The sequence below is a fragment of the Pseudomonas sp. C5pp genome (genome assembly GCF_000814065.1).
Lineage (GTDB): Bacteria > Pseudomonadota > Gammaproteobacteria > Pseudomonadales > Pseudomonadaceae > Aquipseudomonas > Aquipseudomonas asiatica.
Map to the genome: position 1 here is coordinate 196,329 of NZ_JWLN01000006.1, position 20,205 is coordinate 216,533.

General features: G+C 64.5%; 16 protein-coding genes. 5 read left to right on the top strand and 11 right to left on the bottom strand.

Translation table 11 applies throughout. From position 1 onward, the window contains the following. The first annotated feature begins 1 nt into the window (after window position 1). Window positions 2–625: a lysophospholipid acyltransferase family protein gene (locus RR51_RS07295; RefSeq protein ID WP_025340660.1), complete on the top strand. Its 624-nt coding sequence runs from the start codon at window positions 2–4 to the stop codon at window positions 623–625. A gap of 1 nt (window position 626) precedes the next feature. Further along, window positions 627–1,559 (top strand): phosphatidate cytidylyltransferase, encoded by a 933-nt coding sequence (locus RR51_RS07300; protein WP_039613060.1) that lies wholly within the window; start codon window positions 627–629, stop codon window positions 1,557–1,559. A gap of 18 nt (window positions 1,560–1,577) precedes the next feature. Here the strand turns inward: RR51_RS07300 and RR51_RS07305 are convergent, their stop codons facing one another. The 3 genes from RR51_RS07305 to RR51_RS07315 all read right to left on the bottom strand — a co-directional run bounded on the left by RR51_RS07305 (window position 1,578) and on the right by RR51_RS07315 (window position 2,681). Beyond that, a complete protein-coding gene (locus tag RR51_RS07305; RefSeq protein WP_003258416.1) occupies window positions 1,578–1,985 on the bottom strand; it encodes a type II toxin-antitoxin system HicB family antitoxin in 408 nt (135 codons plus the stop codon). Beyond that, window positions 1,982–2,209 carry a type II toxin-antitoxin system HicA family toxin gene (locus tag RR51_RS07310; RefSeq protein ID WP_003258415.1) on the bottom strand — a complete coding sequence of 76 codons (228 nt, stop codon included), beginning with the start codon at window positions 2,207–2,209 and terminating at the stop codon, window positions 1,982–1,984. The genes RR51_RS07305 and RR51_RS07310 overlap by 4 nt, the downstream gene beginning before the upstream one ends. A 196-nt stretch (window positions 2,210–2,405) precedes the next feature. After that, the gene (locus RR51_RS07315) at window positions 2,406–2,681 is read right to left on the bottom strand and encodes a metal/formaldehyde-sensitive transcriptional repressor (protein WP_003258414.1); all 276 of its coding nucleotides are present in this window, start codon (window positions 2,679–2,681) and stop codon (window positions 2,406–2,408) included. A gap of 70 nt (window positions 2,682–2,751) precedes the next feature. Between RR51_RS07315 and dmeF the strand changes: the two genes are divergently transcribed. After that, window positions 2,752–3,735, top strand: a complete 984-nt coding sequence (dmeF, locus tag RR51_RS07320) for a CDF family Co(II)/Ni(II) efflux transporter DmeF (RefSeq protein ID WP_039613061.1) — start codon at window positions 2,752–2,754, stop codon at window positions 3,733–3,735. 96 nt (window positions 3,736–3,831) lie between these two features. Continuing rightward, complete coding sequence (locus RR51_RS07325) at window positions 3,832–4,176, top strand: cupin domain-containing protein (protein WP_003258412.1); 345 nt, start codon at window positions 3,832–3,834, stop codon at window positions 4,174–4,176. A gap of 228 nt (window positions 4,177–4,404) precedes the next feature. On the opposite strand, the gene mmsB is transcribed toward RR51_RS07325, so the two are convergent. Both mmsB and RR51_RS07335 read right to left on the bottom strand, forming a co-directional pair. After that, window positions 4,405–5,292, bottom strand: coding sequence for a 3-hydroxyisobutyrate dehydrogenase (gene mmsB / locus RR51_RS07330; RefSeq protein ID WP_039613062.1), 888 nt, complete (start codon window positions 5,290–5,292; stop codon window positions 4,405–4,407). 10 nt (window positions 5,293–5,302) lie between these two features. Further along, window positions 5,303–6,829: a CoA-acylating methylmalonate-semialdehyde dehydrogenase gene (locus tag RR51_RS07335; protein ID WP_013974245.1), complete on the bottom strand. Its 1,527-nt coding sequence runs from the start codon at window positions 6,827–6,829 to the stop codon at window positions 5,303–5,305. A gap of 132 nt (window positions 6,830–6,961) precedes the next feature. Between RR51_RS07335 and RR51_RS07340 the strand changes: the two genes are divergently transcribed. Continuing rightward, window positions 6,962–7,912 (top strand): LysR family transcriptional regulator, encoded by a 951-nt coding sequence (locus tag RR51_RS07340; RefSeq protein ID WP_039613063.1) that lies wholly within the window; start codon window positions 6,962–6,964, stop codon window positions 7,910–7,912. A 279-nt stretch (window positions 7,913–8,191) separates the two neighbouring features. On the opposite strand, the gene RR51_RS07345 is transcribed toward RR51_RS07340, so the two are convergent. The 6 genes from RR51_RS07345 to recC all read right to left on the bottom strand — a co-directional run bounded on the left by RR51_RS07345 (window position 8,192) and on the right by recC (window position 19,957). Continuing rightward, entirely contained in the window at window positions 8,192–8,683 is a 492-nt protein-coding gene (locus tag RR51_RS07345) for an OmpA family protein (RefSeq protein ID WP_039613064.1), read from the bottom strand. Window positions 8,684–8,687: 4 nt separating this feature from the next. Beyond that, entirely contained in the window at window positions 8,688–9,959 is a 1,272-nt protein-coding gene (locus RR51_RS07350) for a diguanylate cyclase domain-containing protein (RefSeq protein WP_013974248.1), read from the bottom strand. Continuing rightward, window positions 9,956–10,522: a YfiR family protein gene (locus tag RR51_RS07355; RefSeq protein ID WP_039613065.1), complete on the bottom strand. Its 567-nt coding sequence runs from the start codon at window positions 10,520–10,522 to the stop codon at window positions 9,956–9,958. The genes RR51_RS07350 and RR51_RS07355 overlap by 4 nt, the downstream gene beginning before the upstream one ends. Window positions 10,523–10,728: 206 nt before the next feature. Then, window positions 10,729–12,804 carry an exodeoxyribonuclease V subunit alpha gene (gene recD / locus RR51_RS07360; protein WP_039613066.1) on the bottom strand — a complete coding sequence of 692 codons (2,076 nt, stop codon included), beginning with the start codon at window positions 12,802–12,804 and terminating at the stop codon, window positions 10,729–10,731. Continuing rightward, entirely contained in the window at window positions 12,801–16,478 is a 3,678-nt protein-coding gene (recB, locus tag RR51_RS07365; RefSeq protein ID WP_039613067.1) for an exodeoxyribonuclease V subunit beta, read from the bottom strand. The genes recD and recB overlap by 4 nt, the downstream gene beginning before the upstream one ends. Beyond that, the gene (gene recC, locus RR51_RS07370) at window positions 16,475–19,957 is read right to left on the bottom strand and encodes an exodeoxyribonuclease V subunit gamma (protein ID WP_039613068.1); all 3,483 of its coding nucleotides are present in this window, start codon (window positions 19,955–19,957) and stop codon (window positions 16,475–16,477) included. Before recC ends, recB begins: the two co-directional genes overlap by 4 nt. Between the last annotated feature and the right edge of the window lie 248 nt (window positions 19,958–20,205).

Sequence of the window (20,205 nt, forward strand, 5' to 3'; positions counted from 1 at the left end):
CATGCTCGCCAACCTGACCGCCTACCTCATCACTTCCGCCGCCCGCCTGATCACCGGTGCCCGCGCCCTGTGGCTGGGCTGCACGCCGCTGCCGGTGCAGCGCCTGTATTTCGCCAACCACAGCAGCCATGGTGATTTCGTGCTGCTGTGGGCCTCGCTGCCGCAGCCGCTGCGCAAGCGTACCCGTCCGGTAGCCGGTGCCGATTACTGGGCCAAGCCGGGCATTCGCGATTTTCTTATCCGCAAGGTCTTCAACGGTGTGCTGATCAACCGGCAACACAGCGCCGGCCAGGGCAGCCCGTTGCAGCCGATCCTCGAAGCAGTGGCCCAGGGCGACTCGCTGATCTTCTTTCCGGAGGGCACTCGCAATCTCGGCGACGAGCCGCTGATGCCGTTCAGGAGCGGGCTGTACCACCTGGCAGCAGCCAACCCCGAAGTCGAACTGGTGCCGGTATGGATCGCCAACCTCAACCGGGTGATGCCCAAGGGTCGTGCCTTGCCATTGCCGTTGTTGTGCACATTGAGCTTTGGCGAGCCGCTGCACCTGCAGGCGGATGAAAGCAAGCAAGCCTTTCTCGAGCGGGCCAGCCAGGCCCTGCTGAACCTGGCCCCCAAGGATGCCTGAGATGGACGACAACACCCTTTCCCTGTTTGCCGGCATCGGCGCCCTGCTGCTGCTCGCCAGCGTGATCGGCCGCCTGCTCAAATGGCGCGCCGGCCCGGCACCGCACGCGGTGATCGACAACCTCAACGCCCGCATCAACGCCTGGTGGGTGATGGTACTGGTGATCGGCATCGCCTTCCTGTTCGGCAAGTATGGCGTGATCGTGCTGTTCTACGGCGTGTCGTTCTATGCCTTGCGCGAGTTCATGACGCTCACCCCGACCCGGCGCAGCGACTACCCGGCGCTGGTGGCGGCGTTCTATGTGGCGCTGCCGGTGCAGTACGTGCTGATCGCCATGGACTGGTACGGGTTGTTCAGCATCTTCATCCCGGTGTACCTGTTCCTGTTGCTGCCGATCCTGGCCAGCTTCGGCGGCGACACCACGCGCTTTCTCGAGCGCGCCTCGAAGGTGCAGTGGGGGCTGATGATCGCGGTGTACTGCGTGTCGTCGGTGCCGGCATTGATGACCCTGGACATCCCGGGTTACGAGGGCCGCAACCTCCTGCTGATTGCCTGGCTGATCCTGGTGGTGCAGATCAGCGACGTGCTGCAGTACGTGTGTGGCAAGCTGTTCGGCAAGCACAAGGTAGCGCCCAACCTGTCACCATCCAAGACCGTCGAAGGCCTGGCCGGCGGCGTGGCGCTGGCCACCCTGATCGGCGCCATGCTGTGCTGGATCACCCCGTTCAGCTTCTGGCAGGCCGCGCTGATGGCGTTGGCGGTGAACGCCATGGGCTTCTTCGGCGGGCTGGTGATGTCGGCGATCAAGCGCGACCGTGGGGTGAAGGACTGGGGGCACATGATCGAAGGCCACGGCGGCATGCTCGACCGCATGGATTCGGTGTGCTTTGCCGCGCCGGTGTTCTTCCACTTTGTGCGGTATTGGTGGGCGTAGCGAAAGTGAGCCTACCGATTAGTGCGAAAGGGCCAACTCTCGCAGTGCAGCCGAAGCCAGAAAACCGGAGCGGGACGCATAGCGATGATCACGCTTCACTTTTTCGTCGATTCGTTGAAGCAGGTTTTCCGGCAGCGTTGCATTGAAGCGAACCGCCTTACCCAGGTACGGGGTGACATCAAAATCCACAACGGCCCAGACCCCGCCTTCATAGTCAGGGTTTGCCACATGGACGTCGACTTCCTGTGCCTGCGGCAATGCCTCGTTATCTGCGACCAACCCTTCAAAATGTAGTGCCAGCGCTTCCTGAACATTCTCCAGTGCTTTTGCAACAGTGGCACCGGCGCTGAAGCAACCGGGCACATCAGGTACGGTCACGCCGTAGTCCGAGTCGGCGTCTTTGTGCAATACGACCGGGAATTTCATTGACTACCTCCGTTGATGCTCGTGCTGGCAGTGCCGTTGGCTTGTATCAAGCCAGCCTGCTTCAAGATGCTGCGTACTGTGCCCTTGGGGAGCTCACTCTTGGGATGAGGAACCGTGACTCGCCCCCTTTTTGTCGGATGCCTGAACTGGTAATGACTACCTTTCACATCAACCTGGTACCAGCCGTCGGCTTCAATAAGCTGGATAACTTCACGACTGCGCATTCATTCTTCCTCGGCAGTCGATGTGTATCATACACACCGAATTGACCAGAACAAAGCGCACTACACACTATGCACACGTGTCGCGACCAGCGGACAGATTGGATGGCAAAGTAGGAACATGCCTTCTGACACGTAGGAAATCAGCAAGTACCATCGGGTACCAATACCTCCCTAGGGTATCGGTACCGCCGGTCTGCTACTTGAGGTACGACCGCAGCAACGTCGCCACCTTGTCCGCCTCGTCCTGCCGCTCCTCGGCACTCAGCCCGTCCGCCACCAGGTGTTCGCGGATATGCCCTTCCATCACTTCGGCCATCAGCCCGTTCACCGCACCGCGCACGGCGGCGATCTGCTGCAGTATCGCCAGGCAGTCCTTGTCCTGCTCCAGCGCTGTCTCCAGGGCGGCGGCCTGGCCTTTGATCTTGCGCACCCGGGTCAGCAGCTGCTTCTTGCTCTTCAGGGTATGTGCCATTGGGTTTCACACCATGCTAGGTATACTGGGGTATAGTATATTTCTCGACGTTCCGGGAGCATGATAAACCATGGCGACACAAACCTCAGACCGCTGGCAGCACAGCCACCAGTTCCATACCAGCAACCTGAGCGCCGAGCGCAAGACGCGCCTGGCCGTGTGGCTGACCGCGGTGATGATGGTGGCGGAAATTACCGGGGGCTGGTTCTTCAATTCCATGGCGTTGCTGGCCGACGGCTGGCACATGAGCTCCCACGCCCTGGCCCTGGGCCTGTCGCTGCTGGCCTATGCCGCCGCGCGGCGTTATGCCGGCGACCGGCGCTTTGCCTTCGGCACCTGGAAGATCGAGATTCTCGGCGGCTACTCCAGCGCCCTGCTGTTGCTGGGCGTGGCCGGGTTGATGGCGTTCCAGTCGGTGCAGCGCCTGCTGGCACCGGGGCCGATCCATTATGACGAGGCGATCTTCATCGCCGCCGTGGGCCTGGCCGTCAACCTGATCTGCGCCTGGCTGCTGCGTGACGACCATCACCATCACCATCACGATCACGATCACGATCACGATCACGATCACGATCACGATCACGATCATCACCACCATGGCCATGACCATCACCCTGGCCACCATCACCACGACCTGAACCTGCGCTCGGCCTACCTGCACGTGATGGCAGACGCCGCCACCTCGGTGCTGGCTATCGTCGCCCTGCTGGCCGGCAAGTACTGGGGCGCCGGGTGGCTCGACCCGGTCATGGGCCTGGTCGGTGCGCTGCTGGTGGCGCTGTGGGCCCGCGGGCTGCTGCGCGATACCGGGCGGGTGCTGCTGGATGCGGAGATGGACGCGCCGGTAGTGGAGGAAATCCGCGGGGTGGTCGCGCAGCTGCCGGTGCCGGCCAGCATCACCGACCTGCACGTGTGGCGCGTGGGCAAAGACCAGTACGCCTGCATTCTCGGCCTGGCCGCCTGGGCCGAACTCAGCGCCGACAGCGTGCGCCAGGCCCTGGGCGTGCACGAAGAACTGGCGCACATCACCGTCGAGGTCAACCGCCTGGCATAGCGCGACCAGACAGCTGGACGTCGAGCCCAGGCAACTGCGGCTTGGCCGATGGCCCTATGGTGACGAGTCATTCAGCCAGTCACCAGGAGTTGTGCCATGTCCGATTTCATCACCGTCCTGCGCGAAACCTGCCCGACGCCGGTCGTGGACGCCACCAAGTGGAAGCGCATCGGCGGCGATCCGCACACCGTCAACCTCAACGCCTACCTGTCGGCCGACGGCAGCAAGATCATGGGCACCTGGATCTGCACCCCGGGCAAGTTCGAGGTCAACTACGAGAAGTGGGAGTTCTGCCACTTCCTCGATGGCTACTGCATCATCACCCCGGAAGGCGAAGAGCCGAAGCACCTGAAAGCGGGTGATGTGTTCGTGATCGAACCGGGGATGAAAGGCACCTGGGAAGTGGTCGAGACCGTTCGCAAGTACTTTGTCTTTGCTTGATTCCACAAACCACACATAGCCCGTAGGAGCAGCCTTGTGCTGCGAAGAGGCCTGCCCCGGCTCAGCACTTGTGTTGCCGTGACTGGCCTCTTCGCAGCACAAGGCTGCTCCTACAAACTGATCCAGGCCTGGCACTCGGGCAAAAAAAAAACGCGGATCAGACGCCCTTCCCTCTGGTGCGCAGTTACAGAGGGAAGGCCGCCTGGCCCGCGACGAAGTACACGCTCGTCAATCCTTCTTGCGGTAACCCTCGACGATCGCCGAGAAGTCCTTGCCACCCTCGCCGCGCAGGCTCATGGCCTGGTACAGCTGCTGGGCCACGGCACCCAGGATCACCGGTTGATGCGCCTGGCGTGCAGCCTCGGTGGCCAGCCCCAGGTCCTTGAGCATCAGCTCGGCGCCAAAGCCACCGGTATAGCCACGCGATGCCGGCGCGGTTTCGATGATGCCCGGCCACGGGTTGTAGGTGTCCGAGCTCCAGCAACGCCCGGTCGAACTGTTGATGATGCCGGCCAGCACCTTGGTGTCGATGCCCAGCGCGTTGCCCAGGGCCATGGCCTCGGACACGCCGATCATCGAGATGCCCAGCAGCAGGTTGTTGCAGATCTTGGCGATCTGCCCGGTGCCGACTTCACCGCAATGCACGATGTTGCGGCCCATCTGCTCCAGTACCGGCTTGAGGGTGGCGAACAGCTCGGCGCTGGCACCGACCATGAAGGTCAGGGTGCCTGCCGCCGCACCGCCGGTGCCACCGGACACCGGCGCATCGCCCATGTCCACGCCCTTGGCCGCTGCGGCCTTGGACACATCACGCGCAGTCTGCGGGTCGATGGTGCTGCAATCCACGGTCGGCGTGCCGGGGCGAATGCCGGCCAGCACGCCGTCTTCGTTCAGGTACACGCTGCGCACATGGGCAGCAGCCGGCAGCATGGTGATCACCAGCTCGCTGTTGGCCGCCGCGTCCTTGGGCGAAGGGCTGATCTGCCCGCCCAGTTCTGCCAGCTCGGCCAGCACGGCCTTGTTCAGGTCGAACAGGTTCAGTTGGTGCCCGGCCTTGATCAAGTTGCGGGCCATGGGTGCGCCCATGTTGCCCAGGCCAATGAATGCGATACGCATGACTCTCTCCTTAGCGCAGGCTGATGGTGGTGTTCACACCGTCGTTGACGCTGTCATCATCGAACCAGCGGGCGGTGACGGTCTTGGTCTGAGTGTAGAACTGCACCACTTGCTTGCCGTACGGGCCGAGGTCGCCGAGCTTGGAGCCACGCGAGCCGGTGAAGCTGAAGAACGGTACCGGGACCGGGATCGGGATGTTGATGCCGACCTGGCCGACGTCGATTTCGCTCTGGAATTTGCGCGCTGCCGCGCCACTCTGGGTGAACAGGCCGGTACCGTTACCGAACGGGTTGGCGTTGACCAGGGCGATGGCCTCGTCAAGGGTATCGACCTCCAGGGTCACCAGCACCGGGCCGAAGATTTCCTGGGTGTAGACCTGCATGTCGGTCTTCACGCCCGAAAACAGGGTCGGGCCAATGAAGTTGCCTTGCTCGTAGCCCGGTACCGTGACGTCACGGCCGTCGAGTTCCAGCTTGGCGCCTTCCTTGATGCCACTTTCGATCAGGCCCAGCACACGCTCCTTGGCGCGTTTGGAGACCACAGGGCCGACATCGGTGCCTGGCTCGCAGCCGGCATTGACCTTGAGCTTGCTGGCCGCTTCCTTGATATCCGGCAGCCATTCACGGGCCTTGCCCACCAACACAGCCACCGAGGTGGCCATGCAGCGCTGGCCTGCTGCACCGAAGGCGGCACCGACCAGCGCGTTGACGGTTTGCGTGCGGTTGGCATCAGGCAGCACCACCGCGTGGTTCTTGGCGCCCATCATCGACTGCACGCGCTTGCCGTGCTGGCTGCCCAGGTTGTACACGTGGGTGCCCACTTCGGTGGAGCCGACGAAGGAAATCGCCTTGATGTCCTGGTGGGTGCAAATGGCATCCACCACTTGCTTGCCGCCGTGCACCACGTTGAGCACACCAGCCGGTATGCCGGCTTCCAGCGCCAGTTCGACGAGCAGCATGGTCGACAGCGGGTCCTGCTCGGACGGCTTGAGCACGAAGGTGTTGCCGCAGACGATGGCCATGGGGAACATCCACAGCGGGATCATCGCCGGGAAGTTGAACGGGGTGATGCCGGCGCATACGCCGATCGGCTGGCGCAGGGTGTAGGTATCGACGCCGCCGGCAACGTTCTCGGCGAATTCGCCCATCTGCAGGGTGCCGATGGAGGCGGCGTGCTCGACCACTTCCAGGCCGCGGAAGATATCGCCTTCGGCGTCGGCCAGGGTCTTGCCCTGCTCGGCACTGAGGACCTGGGCGATACGTTTGGTGTTTTCGCGGATCAGCGCCTGCAGCTTGAGCATGATGCGCATGCGCGCGCCGATCGGCGTGTTACGCCAGGTCTGGAAGGCACGGTGGGCAGCGGCCACGGCTGCGTCGACTTCTTCGACGGTGGCGAACGGTACGCGCGCCAGCACCTCTTGGGTAGCCGGGTTGACGATGTCGCGCCATTCGGTGGTCTTGGACTCGACCCATTGGCCGTCGATCAGCAGCTTGACCTGCTCGATTTTGGTCTGGTTAGGGGATTGCGGTGCGTTCATCTGCGTTCTCCTTGGAATTATTGTCGGGACGAGATCGCCATTGCCGGGCAAACGCGAGGTGGCGTCCTGAGGCTTGTTTCGAGTATAGATGTGCAAACATCCAACAAGAACGCACAAAAAAACCGGATCATCATGCAAAAAGACCTTACATCCCTGAGCGCGCTCAACTGGGACGACCTGAAGTTCTTCCTTGAAGTGGCGCGTACGCGCAAGGCCAGCAGCGCCGCCAAGCGCCTGAGCGTGGACTACACCACTGTGTCGCGGCGCATCAGCTCGCTGGAGGGGGCGCTGGGCACCTTGCTGTTCGAGAAATCCCGGACCAACGGCTTTGTCCTCACCGCCGAGGGCCAGCGCTTGCTGGGCTATGCCGAGTCGATCGAGAGCACGCTGCACATGGCCTGCGAGCAGGTATCCGGGTCGGGCGTGGCGTTGTCGGGGCATGTGCGCATGGGCTGCACCGAAGGCTTCGGCAGCTTCTTCGTCACCCCGCAGCTAAGCCACTTCGTCGATGCCTACCCGGCGATTTCGGTGGATATCCTGCCGCTGCCGCACTTCATCAGTCTGTCCAAGCGCGAGGCGGACATCGTCATCGCCCTGGAGCGGCCGGAGCATGGGCCTTATGTGTGCTGCAAGCTGTGCGACTACCGCTTGCGGCTGTACGCGACCCAGGACTACCTGGACCGCCATGCACCGATCAACCAGATCGCGGACCTGGCCAGGCACCCGTTCATCAGCTACGTGGACGACCTGGCGTTCAGTTCGGAGCTGCTGTACCTGGCCAACCTGATCCCCAGCGCCAGCGCGCATTTGCGCAGTACCAGCGTGATTGCGCAGTACACGGCAGCGTTGCAGGGGCGTGGGCTGGCGATCTTGCCGTGCTTCCTGGCAGCACAGGACCCGCGGCTGGTGACGGTGTTGCCGGAAGAGATCGAAGTGACACGGCAGTTCTGGATGTATTGCCGGGAGGATTTGCGCAAGTTGAAGCGGATTACACTGTTGTGGGACTACATCCGGGGGGTGACCGAGGCGAATGCGCCGTTGTTGATGGGGGAGACCCGGGAGATGCGGTTTGCTCAGGAATAAGGGGCTGCGTTGCAGCCCATCGCCGGCAAGCCTGCTCCCACGGATGCAGCGTTGATCTAGAGGTTGTCGCGGTACCTGTGGGAGCGGCCTTGTGTCGCGAAAGGGCTGCAGAGCAGCCCCGGCAATTTGTGCATCTGCGCTAAAACCCCGGGGGTAACACAGATAATGTGGGAGCGGGTTTACCCGCGAAGCAGACAACTCGGTGCATGGCACCGGCTTCGCCGGTGTTCGCGGGTGAACCTGCTCCCACAGGGATATCTGATAGCCCGTAGGCTGTGGTCAGTAGGAAGCCACCACAATGGACACCCGCCGGTTCTCGGTACGCCCGGCGCTGGTGCGGTTGTTCGCCACCGGCTGGCTGCTGCCCAGCCCGCGGGACTGGATGTTCTGCGCCGGCATACCTACCCCGACCAGCGCCTTGGCCACGCTCTGCGCCCGCCGCTCGGACAGCTGCTGGTTATACGCCGCCTTGCCGGACGAGTCGGCATGCCCATCCACCCGCACCCCCTGGATGCCAACGCCGAGCAGTGCCTTGCCAATGCGTTCGACAATCGCCTGGCTCTGGCTGTTGAGGCTGTCCAGGTCGCTGCCGAACAGCACCTTGCCGGACAAATCGTAGGCCCAGCCTTCGTCGGTCGGGGTAAAGCCTTCACGCTTGAGCACGTCAATCTGCTCGGCGGTCAGGCCTTTGGGCGGAGCGCTCTGGCAGCCGGTCAGCGCCAGCACGGCAAGCAACAAGGCCCAAAGGGGGAAACGCAAAGCCTGTATCACGGGTTCAACTCCTGTTCTTGATTTCGCTGGCGGACCGTTCCGTCTGCGCCACCTGCCAATGGCCACGGCGTTTGCGCTTGGCCTGGTACATCGCCGCATCGGCGGCATTCAGAAGACTGGCGGGGTCAGCGCCGTCATCCGGGTAATAGGCAATACCGACACTCAACGAGGTGGCGATACTGCGACCGCTGTCCAGCTGCACCGGCAACTTCATGCTGGCAACGATCTTCTCGGCAATGTGCTCGGCGTCCTGGCGCGAATGCAAAGGCGTCAGCAGCACGGCGAACTCATCGCCACCCAGGCGCGCCACAAGGTCGTGCTCGCGCAGTTGGGCACGAACGCGGTCGGCCACGCTGATCAGCACTTCGTCGCCCACCGCATGGCCGAGGGTGTCGTTGATCTGCTTGAAGTGGTCACTGTCGAGGAACAGCAGCGCCAGGTGATCCTGCTGCCGTTCGGCATTGCGCACGCTGCGGCTCAGGCGCCCCTCGAAGAAGGCGCGGTTGGGCAGGCCGGTCAGGCTGTCGTGGCTGGCCTGGTGGGCCAGGGTCTGGTTTTCGTTCTGCAGGTGGCTGTGCCATACCTCCAGCTCATCCAGCAGCGCGTTGAAGTCATTGCCCAGTTCGTTGAGCTCGGCAATCGGCGCCTCCGGCACGCGCCGGTCGAAACTGCGCTCGCGGCGGGCGGCGTGGGCAACACTGGCCAGGCCGCGCAGCGGGCGGACGATATCGCTTAGCAGACGCCGCGACAGGTACTGGGCAGCCAGGGCGCTGAGCACCGTGCAGAACAGGATGCCGGCCAGCCCGCTGAACAAGAACAGCAACAGGCTTCGCCCCTGGCCAACCAGCTCGATGCGCCCGACCTGCTGTTGCTGGTGCGTGATCGGCAGGTTGATCGGCTCATCCAGCAAGGCGGTGGCCACCTGTGCCTCCAGCCGCGCGAGCACGCCGGTATCGCTGCGCTGCCAATGCGCCAGCTGCTCGCCTTCGTTGTTGAAGACCCTGGCTTCGGCCACTTCCTCGGTACTGGCGATCAGCGCCAGCGATTCATTGGCGGCAGCGCTGTCGTCAAACACCACCGCAGCTTCCACGGTGTAGCTGATCGAGCGGGCGATCAGGTGCAGGTTGTCGTTGGCGTAGACACGCAGGGCGAGCACGCCCAGCAGGGTCAGGGATATGCCGGCCAGGCCCACGGCGAGCAAGGCGACGCTGAGGTGCCCACGGCCCAGCACCGAGCGCAGGGTCGGGCGCACGCCGCGCTTGCGCGTTGGTTTCATGGTTGCACCGCCCGGCGCCGCGACAATTGCAGCACGCTGGGATGAATGTGCACGCCGGAGCGTGCCACCGAGTCCAGGTTGACTTCAAAGGCTACCTGCTGGTCGCTGACCCGCAAGCAGAACAGGCTACCGACCGTGCACGGGTCGTCTGCCTCGCTGATGCTCAGCACCGGGTGGCCACTGACGCGCTCGAACAGCCGGTCGCGCTGGCCCTGGTCGAGTTTGCCAATGTAGATGGCGTCGCAGGCCTGGGCGACCTGGCTATCGTCTGCCAGCAGCCGCCGCACCTGCAGCGGTCGGCCAGACTCCTGCATATGGCCTTTGATCAGGTCATCGGCGTATTCGGTCGGGCCGACCAGGCACAGGCGCAAGGGCGAAGGTTCGACGGGCCAGCGGGCGTAGCTGAAGATGCCCAGCACCACTTGGGTGACCGCCTTGGCACGTTGCTGCACCTGGGCGGCAGTCATGGCGGAGTCTGCCTGGGCCGGGCCTGCGGAAAGGAACAGGGCGGCCAGCAATAGCGAAAGCACACAGCTCGTCACTCGCCTTGCGGCCACGTTCATGTGGGAAATCTCTTAAGACCCTTTCCGATATCGGCGCAACGATAGCACATGGCCGCATGCTTGTAGGAACGGCGCGGATCTAATGCGATCCCTGTGGGAGCGGGCGTGCCCGCGAAGCAGGCACCACGGTGGCTGGCACGGGCTGCGCCCGTGTTCGCGGGCACGCCCGCTCCCACAGGGGGATCTCCTATTGGCTCACTACAGGGTTAGACCTGTTCCAGCATCAACCCGGAAATACGCCGTACTTTGCGCGCCACCGCCTCTTCGAAAATACCCTGGCGAGGCTCGACCAGGCTGAAGCAATGCTTGGCGCGGGTGATGCCGGTGTATACCAGTTCCTTGGTCAGCACCGGGTTGAGCGCATCCGGCAGCACCAGCGCGGTGTGGCTGAACTCCGAGCCTTGGGACTTGTGCACGGTCATGGCGAATACCGTTTCCACTTCGTTCAGTCGGCTGGGCAGGACGAAGCGCACGCCCCCACTGCCATCGTTACGCGGGAAGGCCACGCGCAGCAACGGTTCGCCGCGCTCATCCGGCAGACGCAGGGCGATGCCGATGTCACCGTTCATCAGGCCCAGGCCGTAATCGTTGCGGGTTACCAGCACCGGGCGCCCTTCGTACCAGGGCTGCTGGCTGTCGATCAGCCCGGCATTGTGCAGCACCCGTGCCACCCGCTCGTTGAGGCCTTCCACACCCCAGGCGCCGCGGCGTACCGCACACAGCAGCTGGAAGTCTTCGAAGCTGTGCAGCACCTTACCCGCCCATTGCTCCCACGCGGGATCGTCAACGGCGGTATCGAGTGCCGGGCGGAAGCGGCCAAGGGTACGCAGGTAGCTGCGATAACCCTGCGGGCCGTCGCTGCCGCGGTTCAGGCCGTCGAGCAGCAGGCGGTCGAAGGCGCGGTCCTGTTCGTGCTTCAGGGCCAGGCTATGCACATCGGGCGGCGGCGCGGCCAGCAGGTTGCGCGCCGCATGGGCGTCCTGGCGGTTGACCAGCCGGGCCAGTTGGCCAATGCCGCTGCCTTCGCCAAAACGCCTCGAGAAGCGCAGCATCACCACTTGTTGGGCAAGCGGATTACGTTGCTCATCGCCGGCCTTGAGGCCGCTGCCCGCCAGCGATTCGCCACCGGTCTGCTCCAGCCATGCCTCGGTCTCTGGAGAGTAACACCCCTCCTCGGCATCCCGGCACAGGTCACCCAGTACCGCACCGGCCTCGACGGAGGCCAGCTGGTCCTTGTCGCCCAGCAGTACCAGGCGTGCCCGTGGCGGCAGGGCATCAAGCAGGTTGGCCATCATTTCCAGGTCGATCATCGACGCTTCGTCGACCACCAGCACGTCCAACGGCAGCGGGTTGCCGCCATGGTGGCGGAAGTGCCGCGAACCGGGGCGGCTGCCGAGCAGGCGGTGCACGGTGCTGACCTCGGTGGGGATCTGCCCGCGCACCTCGGCGCTGACCTGCAGGCGCTCGACCTGCTGGCCAATGGATTCGGTCAGGCGCGCGGCCGCCTTGCCGGTCGGCGCGGCCAGGCGAATGCGCAATGGCCTGCCCTGCTCCACCGCCGGCGCCTGCAGCAAGGCCAAAAGGCGTACCACGGTGGTTGTCTTGCCCGTGCCGGGGCCTCCGGTGATGATGCTGAAGCCTGCGCGGGTGGCAAGGGCGCAGGCGAGTTTCTGCCAGTCCACCTGGCCAGCCGGCGTACCACCGTCAAACAGCTGCGCCAGGCGGCCACGCAAGTCGGCCGGGGGCGCCTCGGACTGGGTCAGGCGCTGGCGAAGTGTATGGTCGATGCGCCGCTCGTAACTCCAGTAACGGCGCAAGTACAAACGCTCGCCGCTTAGCACCAGAGGCCGCGCTTGCTGGCCCGAAGTATCGCCGGCGGCCACTAGCGGACTGGCGGCAATGCGCTGGCGCCAGGCCTGCAGGTCGAGGTTGGCGAGCAACTGCGAAGGCAGCAGCAAGGGGCCGGTCAAGGCGTCGCCTTCAGGCGGCAAGGACAGGGCGAAATCGGGCTCGGCCAGGGTCTGCTGCAGGTCGAGGCAGACATGGCCGTGGCCCAGTTGGTGGCTGGCCAGGGCAGCGGCCAGCAACAGCAGTGGGTCGCTACCGGGGGCTCGCTCCTCCAGGAACGATACGAACGCTCGGTCCAGGGCACGCAGCCAGCCGCGCTCTACCCAGCGGTCGAGCAGTTGCAGCAGGTCACCGCTGTCATGCTGCGGCGCCAATGCAAGCAGGTGCTCGGCGTGCAGCGGGGTGGGCAATAGGTCGACTAGGCTTCGGCTCATATCACGGCTCCGGCAAACAGGTCCTGCTGCACGGGCGGGTGCTCACCACGGAACAGCGCATCGAGGCTTTCGATCAGCTCACGCGGTGGCTTGGCGTGGTAAACGCCGTGGCCGCTGCTGCTGGCACCTCGCAGGAAGATGAACAGGGCGCCGCCGACATGGCGGTCGTAGTCGTAGTCAGGCAAGCGGGCGCGCAACTGCCGATGCAGGGCCAGAAGGTACAGCACGTACTGCAGGTCGTAGCGATGTTCGAGGATGGCCTTTTCCATGGCCGGGGCATCGTAGGCCTGAATGTCCGGGCCCAGCCAGTTGGACTTGTAGTCAGTCACGTAGTAACGCCCGTCCAGCTCGAAAGCCAGGTCGATGAAACCTTTGAACATGCCATTGAGCACGGTCGGCTGCGCCGCCGGGCGTGCCAGGCCGGGGTGGGTGTGGCGTGCCACCAGGCGGTCGAGCTGTTCGGCATCGACCTGGTGGCTGGCGAACCAGAACTCCATTTCGATCTGGTAGTGGCGCAGCTGCCCAAGCGTCACACCGAGGTCGTTGCCCGGCAACGGCAGCGCTTCGCCCAGCAGGCGCTGCAGCCAATGCGTCAGGGTGGGGATCCAGCCGGTCCAGTCGCGACGGTTGCAGCGCTGGCCAACGGTTCGCTCGATCAGCCGTGCATTGCCGCTGACCTGGCTGAAGCCCTCGCGGCCAACCCACTCCAACAAGCCATGCAGGAAGGTGCCGGGGTTGGGCCCGCGCGGGAAGCGGTGAATATCGCCACTGTCGGCCGGGACCTCGCGCAGCACCTGGGTATCGACCACTTCATCATCCAGTAACTGCTGGGCCTGGGAGCTGTCGGCACCGAGGGTCTGGTCGCCGACGCGCAGGGCACTGTACGAGGCAATCCACCAATGCTCGGCGCCCGCAGCGCGACGCGGCTTGCGGGCAGGCAGCAGCTCATGCTCGGTGTGCGGCATGCGATATACCTGCTCATCTGCCGGCGGTAGGCCCGGGCAGCTGATGTGCGGGCAAGTTGCAGCCAAGGCCTGCAACCAGTCTGTCAGTTGTTGCGAGCCCGGCAGGGCGAGGCCGCCTCCCAGCAGATAGCCGAACGCCGAGCGGTGCAGTTGCGAGCTCTTCTGGTTGCCCCGCTTGAGGTCGGCGACACCCAGCCAGCAGGCATGCTGGGCACGGGTCAGGGCCACATAGAGCAGGCGCAGGTCTTCGGCCAGGCGCTCGTCGTCGGCGCGGTCGATCTGTTCCTGGTCTGGTGTGAGGGTGAGATGGGCGTTGCCCTGGCTATCATGCCAGGCCAGCGGCAGGCGGCTGCCGTCCACTGGTTTGCTGGTGCAGATGAACGGCAGGTAGACCAAGGGGTATTCCAGGCCCTTGGATTTGTGGATGGTCACCACTTTCACCAACTGCTCGTCACTCTCCAGGCGCAGGATCTGCTCTTCACCAGCCTGGCCGGAACTGGCCAAGTGCTCGGCCAGGTGGCGGATCAGCGCCTGTTCGCCGTCCAATTCGCCGGCGGCCTGTTGCAGCAGCTCGGCCAGGTGCAGCAGGTTGGTCAGCACCCGCTCGCCATCGCTGCGGCGGATCAGCGTGCGCGGCAGCTGGAAGTCATGCAGCAGGTGCCGCAGCATCGGCAACACGCCCTGACGCTGCCAGGTGTCGCGGTAACGACGAAAACGCATGACCCAGTCTTCCCAGACCCGCTCGTCCTGGTTCAGGCGGTCCAGCGCAGCCAGCGACAGGTCGAGGGTAAGGCTGGCCAGGGCGGCCTTGAGCAGGCGCTCAGAGTCGGGTTCGGCACAGGCCTTTAGCCAGGCCAACAGGTCGTGGGCTTCCTGGGCGGCGAATACCGAGTCCTTGTCGGACAGGTACACACTACGCACCTCGCGCGCGGCAAGCTCGGCGCGGACCATCTGCGCTTCATGGCCATCGCGCACCAGGATGGCGATGTCCGATGGCAGGCACGGGCGTAGTTCGCCCTCGGCATTCTGGAAGCCAGCCGTGCCTTGCTGGCCGCCATTGAGCAAGGCGACGATATGGCTGGCGCAACTGGCTGCCAGCTGCTGCCGGTAAACGCTGCCGGAGACCGGCTCTTCGCTTTCCAGATGCCAGCATTGCAGGGCTGCGCAGGCTTCACCGTCGATCAACAGCTGTTCGCCACGGCCTTTGGCGCGGACCTCGATGAACGGCAGCGGGTTGTCATCAGCCTCGCGGAACAGGAATGCGCCACGCCCTGCCTCACGCGCCTCGGCCTGCAGGAACACCTGGTTGACCGCCGCGACCATGGCCTTGCTGGAGCGGTAGTTGGTGTCCAGGCTGTGCAGGCGACCACTGGTGGCACGGCGGGCAGCAAGGTAGGTGTAGATGTCGGCGCCACGGAAGGCATAGATCGCCTGCTTGGGGTCGCCGATCATGAACAGGCCGGTCTCGGCGCGGTTTTCGCTGATCTGGTAGATGCGCTCGAAGATGCCGTACTGCACCGGGTCGGTGTCCTGGAACTCGTCGATCAACGCCACCGGGAACTGTTCGCGGATCAGGCTGGCCAAGCGCTCGCCAGCCTCGCTGGCCAGGGCGTGCTGCAGGCGCAGGAGCATGTCGTCGAAGCCCATTTCCGCACGCCGACGCTTCTCCACTTCGAAGCGTGCCGCTACCCAGTTGGCGGCATGCTCGAGCAATGGGGCATCCGGGCTGTCCAGGGCCTGCAACTGTTGCTGCAAGCTCTGCATGGCATTGAGGGCGGGGTGCTCGGGGGGCTCGCCCTTCCAGGCTTCGGCCATGCCCGCTGGGGTCAGGCGGGTAAAGCCGGTGCCCAGGTCAAGTTCCACCAGTTGTTCGTCTGCGGCCCAGGCGCAGAGTTTGTCGAACCAGGGCTCGAAGTAACGGGCCTGCATCTTGCGGCCATCGACCTGTTTGGCGGCCAGTGCATCACGGCAGATCTGGCGCAACTCCTCGGCCCATTGCACCCAAGGCGCCTTGAGCCGGGCCAACTGCTCGCCACGCTGCTGCAGCGATGCCTGGATCAGTGCCGCCGGCTCGGGCCCATCGTGCTGGACGCGCACGCGACCGAACAGCGGGCGGATCCGCGGCAGCAAGGCGTCGGGGCTGCCCCAGTGGCCACGCACCCAGGCCAGCGCGTCGCCTTGCATGCCGTAGCAGAAGCGCCGCCAGTAGTCGCGCATGACCTGACCCAGCAGTTCGCTGTGGTCTGTTTCCAGGGTCTGGGTGAACAGGCTGCCGCTGTCGAAGGCATGTTCGCGCAGCATGCGCTGGCACCAGCCGTGGATGGTCGATACCGCTGCCTCGTCCATCCACTGCACGGCGATTTCCAGGCGCCCGGCACAGCTTGGCCAGGCTTCTTCCGGATAGTCGTCACGCAGTTGGTGCAATAGCGGGTCGGCCGCCTCCAGCTCGCCACGGAAGAACCGCGCAGCTTCGGCCAGGCGGGCGCGAATACGTTCGCGCAGCTCTTTGGTGGCGGCGTCGGTGAAGGTCACCACGAGGATCTGCGGTGGTAGCAGCTCGCGGTTGAAGCCCTGCTCGCCACCGTGACCGAGGATCAGACGCAGGTACAGCGCCGAAATGGTGAAGGTCTTGCCCGTGCCGGCGCTGGCCTCGATCAGCTGGCTGCCATGCAGGGGGAAACTCAGTGCCAGGGGACGGTCCTGGGTCATGCGCCTTTCTCCGGGTTGCCCAGGGTCTGCCACGGGGCGTTGAACAATGGGCGGTACAAGGCTTCGCACCAGCCTTCGAAGGTTTCATCAGCGGTGAGTGCGGCAAAGTCGCGGAACTGCCGGGCCAGGGCGATGCTTTCACTGCGCTCGCCGAAGCTGGTGCGCTCGTCGCCTTCGTAGGCGCGGGCAGCAGCAGCCAGGGCTTTGTCGCTATCGTCCTGGGCCAGCCAGGCGAACGCGGTCTTGGCCGCGACCGGCAACGGCGCATTCATCGCCGCCTGACGGGCTACCAGCAGGTCGCCCAGCAATTGCGCCGCCTGCGCTTGCGGCAGTGGCTCAAGCAGCAGGGTCAAGTCGCTGGCCACCAGCGCGCTGTTATAGGGGTAGCCCGCCGCGCAGGCCGCCAGGTGCGTGACCCAGGGCGCGATCAGGCGGTGCCACTTGAGGGCGTTACGCCCGGCACTGATAGTGTTGGGTACGGTGGTGATGCTGAGCAGGCTCTGGTCATCTGCCTGGAATACCCGCCCAAGCCACCCTTCGAGGCGGTGCGGGCCGTGCTCGAAATGCACGGGCAATGCCCCCTCGACCAGCTGCGGCCAGCGTTGCAATAGCTGGCGGTGGCGTTGCAGCAAGTCTGGCAGGGGCTCGATCAGCTCGCGCTGCAGCAGTTCGCCGAAGCCGGCCAGTGGCAGCACGCCACAGGCCTGCAAGCGCCGGGCTTGTGCCTGCAGGGCCTGTTCGGCATTGTCCGGCTCGGCCAGCGCTGCACCCAACAGGCTTTCACTGGCGCCGTATCGTTGCAGGGTATCGAGGACGAAGGGTTCCTCGTCCGGGGTCGGTGCTTCCAGCGCTTCGAAGTACACCTTCAGACGCTGGCTGAAGAAATGCCGCACCGGGTGGCGCAGGAAGTCATTCAGCTGGGTCAGGCTCAAGGCCTCCTCGTCATGGTATGGCGGCAGGACGTGGTCAGCCTGCTGGTCCTCCTGGCCCTGCTGGTGCAACACCTGCCATTCGTGGGCAAAGCTGAACAGCGGGCTGCCCTTCTGGAAGTAGCGTGAACTGAACGGTTGCAGCGGGTGCTCCTGGGTCAGTGCGTGCAGCAGTTGCTCGCCAGGTTCTGCCGGCTGCCCCTGCTCCGCGCCTGCCAGCTGCCAGCCGGCTGCAAGGTGATCGCGCAACTGGCCGATGAGCACCGAGGCCGGGCGTTCGCTGTTGTCGCGGATACTGCGCCCGACCCAGCTGACATACAGCTGGTCGCGGGCCGACAACAGCGCTTCGAGCAGCAGATAGCGGTCATCCTCACGGCGCGAGCGGTCACCGGGGCGGTAGTCGCTGGCCATCAGGTCAAAGTCCAGCGGCTGCTGAGCGCGGGGGTAATCGCCATCGTTCATGCCCAGCAGGCAGACCACCCGGAACGGGATGGCGCGCATCGGCATGAGGGTACAGAAGTTCACCGAGCCGGCGAGGAAGCGCTGGGACAACTTGCCCTGGTCGAGGCCCGACAGCCAGGCTTCGCGCACCACGGTCAGCGGCAATGGGTCTTGCAGGCCGACGGCCTCGCACACCTCAAGCCAGCTATCACGCAGATCCTGCAACTGCATCAGCAGGAACTCGTCGCGCTCGCCCTCGGCCAGGAAAAACACTTGCAGCAAGGCATGCAGGCGTTCCCCCCACTGGCTGACAGTGGCAGGCTCGGACAAGGCCTGGCTGGCCACTTCGAGGGCGTCGAGCAAGGCGACCAGCGGGCCGATCAGCGCCGCATCCAAGCCACCGATTTCATCGTAGGGTTCGATGCCGTCACAGGCCTCACCCACGCCGACGGCATAACCCAGCAGCATGCGGCGCAGGCCGAACCGCCAGCTGTTCTGTTCCAGCCCAGCGGGCAAGCCCAGGCTGGCCCGCTGCTCGGCATTGAGGCCCCAGCGGATGCCGGCCCCCTCGATCCAGCGGTGCAGCGTGGGCAGGTCGTTTTCGCGTATGCCGAAACGGGCGCGGACTGCCGGCACATCCAGCAGGTCGAGCACTTCGCTGACAGCGAAGCGGCTGTCCGGCAGCTTGAGCAGGTGTTCGAGGGCAATCAGCAAGGGTTCGCGGCCACGTTGGCCCTGGTCGGTCAGGGTGAACGGGATGTAGCGCGGATCGTTGCGCTGCAACTGGCCGAATACGGCGCGAATATGCGGCGCGTAGGTATCGATGGCCGGCAGCATGACGATCACGTCACGTGGGCGCAGGGTTGGGTCGGCGCTGAACCGGGCCAGTAGCTGATCGTGAAGGATCTCCACTTCGCGTTGCGGGCTATGGGCGATGTGGAAGCGGATCGAGCGGTCCTTCGCTGGGTCGACTGGATGCCACTGCTCACGAGTTTCGGCGAGCGGACGCAGTTCAAGGATGTCGTCCTGCAACTGGTTGAGCAGCGTGGTGGGCGAGCCCTCACTGAATAGGTCGATGCGACCGTCGCTGAACACGCCCTGGTAACTGCTGGGGTCATCGTAGCTGTCGAGCAGGTTGATGTAATCGCGGCCTTGTTTGCCCCAGGCGGCCAGCAAAGGGTGGGCATGCTGGTGCAGCGACTGGTCGTCCAGTTGCAAGGGCATGCCCTGCTTGCGTTGCTGGCGCTTGTACTGGTGGCGCAGCAGGTCCTTGTCGGCAACGATATCGGCCCAGTGGTGGCGGCAGGGGTTGTGCACGCACAGTAGCACCTGGCTGAAGCGTGCCAGGCCGGCCAGTGCCTCAAGGGCCTGGGCTGGCAGCGATGAGATACCGAATACGATCACCCGAGCCGGCAGACCGGCAGGTGCCTGCTCCAGGCTGTTGATCCGTTCGATGAAGCGTTGATGTACGCCGGCACGGCTCTGCGCCATGCCCTGCTCACCAACATCCTCCAGCAATGCACGCCACAACTCGGCCTGCCAGCGGTTGCCCGGGGGCAGCGTCTTGCGTTCACCGCGGGCGGTGTTGAGGATGTGCTCGCCAGCGGCCCAGTCCTTGAGCCAGTCGGCGCGGTAGACCTGATACTGGTCGAACAGGTCGGCCAGGCGCTCGGCGAGCTGATAGCGCTTGCGCAGGTCGCTGTCGTCGGTGAGGAAGCGTCGCAGCGGTTCGAAGTGAGGACGTTCGATCAAAGCCGGGAGCAGACGCATCAGACGCCAGGTCAGCGGTGCCTTGTCGAGCAGGGAGACTTCGGGAATTTCGTCACGGCCCAGCACGCTGCGGTACAGCTGCCACATGAAGCTGCCTGGTAGTTGCACGTCGATGGCGGCGGCGATGCCACAGCCGCCCTGGTCATCGTCCTGAGGGTCTTCGGCAAGCGCCAGTTTGAGCCATTGGGCGATGCCATTGCTTTGCACCAGGGCGATTTCGTTTTCCAGAGGTGCCAAGGGATAGCGACGCATCCAGCTCACCACCAAGCTGCGCAGGTCGTCGAGGCGGTTGCCGTGGACGATCATGAAGCCAGGGTGGAGGTGAGTGGTATTGGGCATCGGGAGGTCTCTGGCTGGCGCTGGGGGCTGAGAGGAAACGATATCACGTAGGTACGATACGGAGAGTATGGCGCAGTGCCATTAGCCGATTGACAAGGCATCGGTGGAACCCTGTTAGCGGCCTTGCGCCGTCCCTGTGGGAGCGGCTTTAGCCGCGAAGCGGGCGACGTGGTGGATGGACCGGCTATGCCGGTGTTCGCGGGTGAACCCGCTCCCACAGGGACTGCGTATGCCCGGGAGTTTTTGCA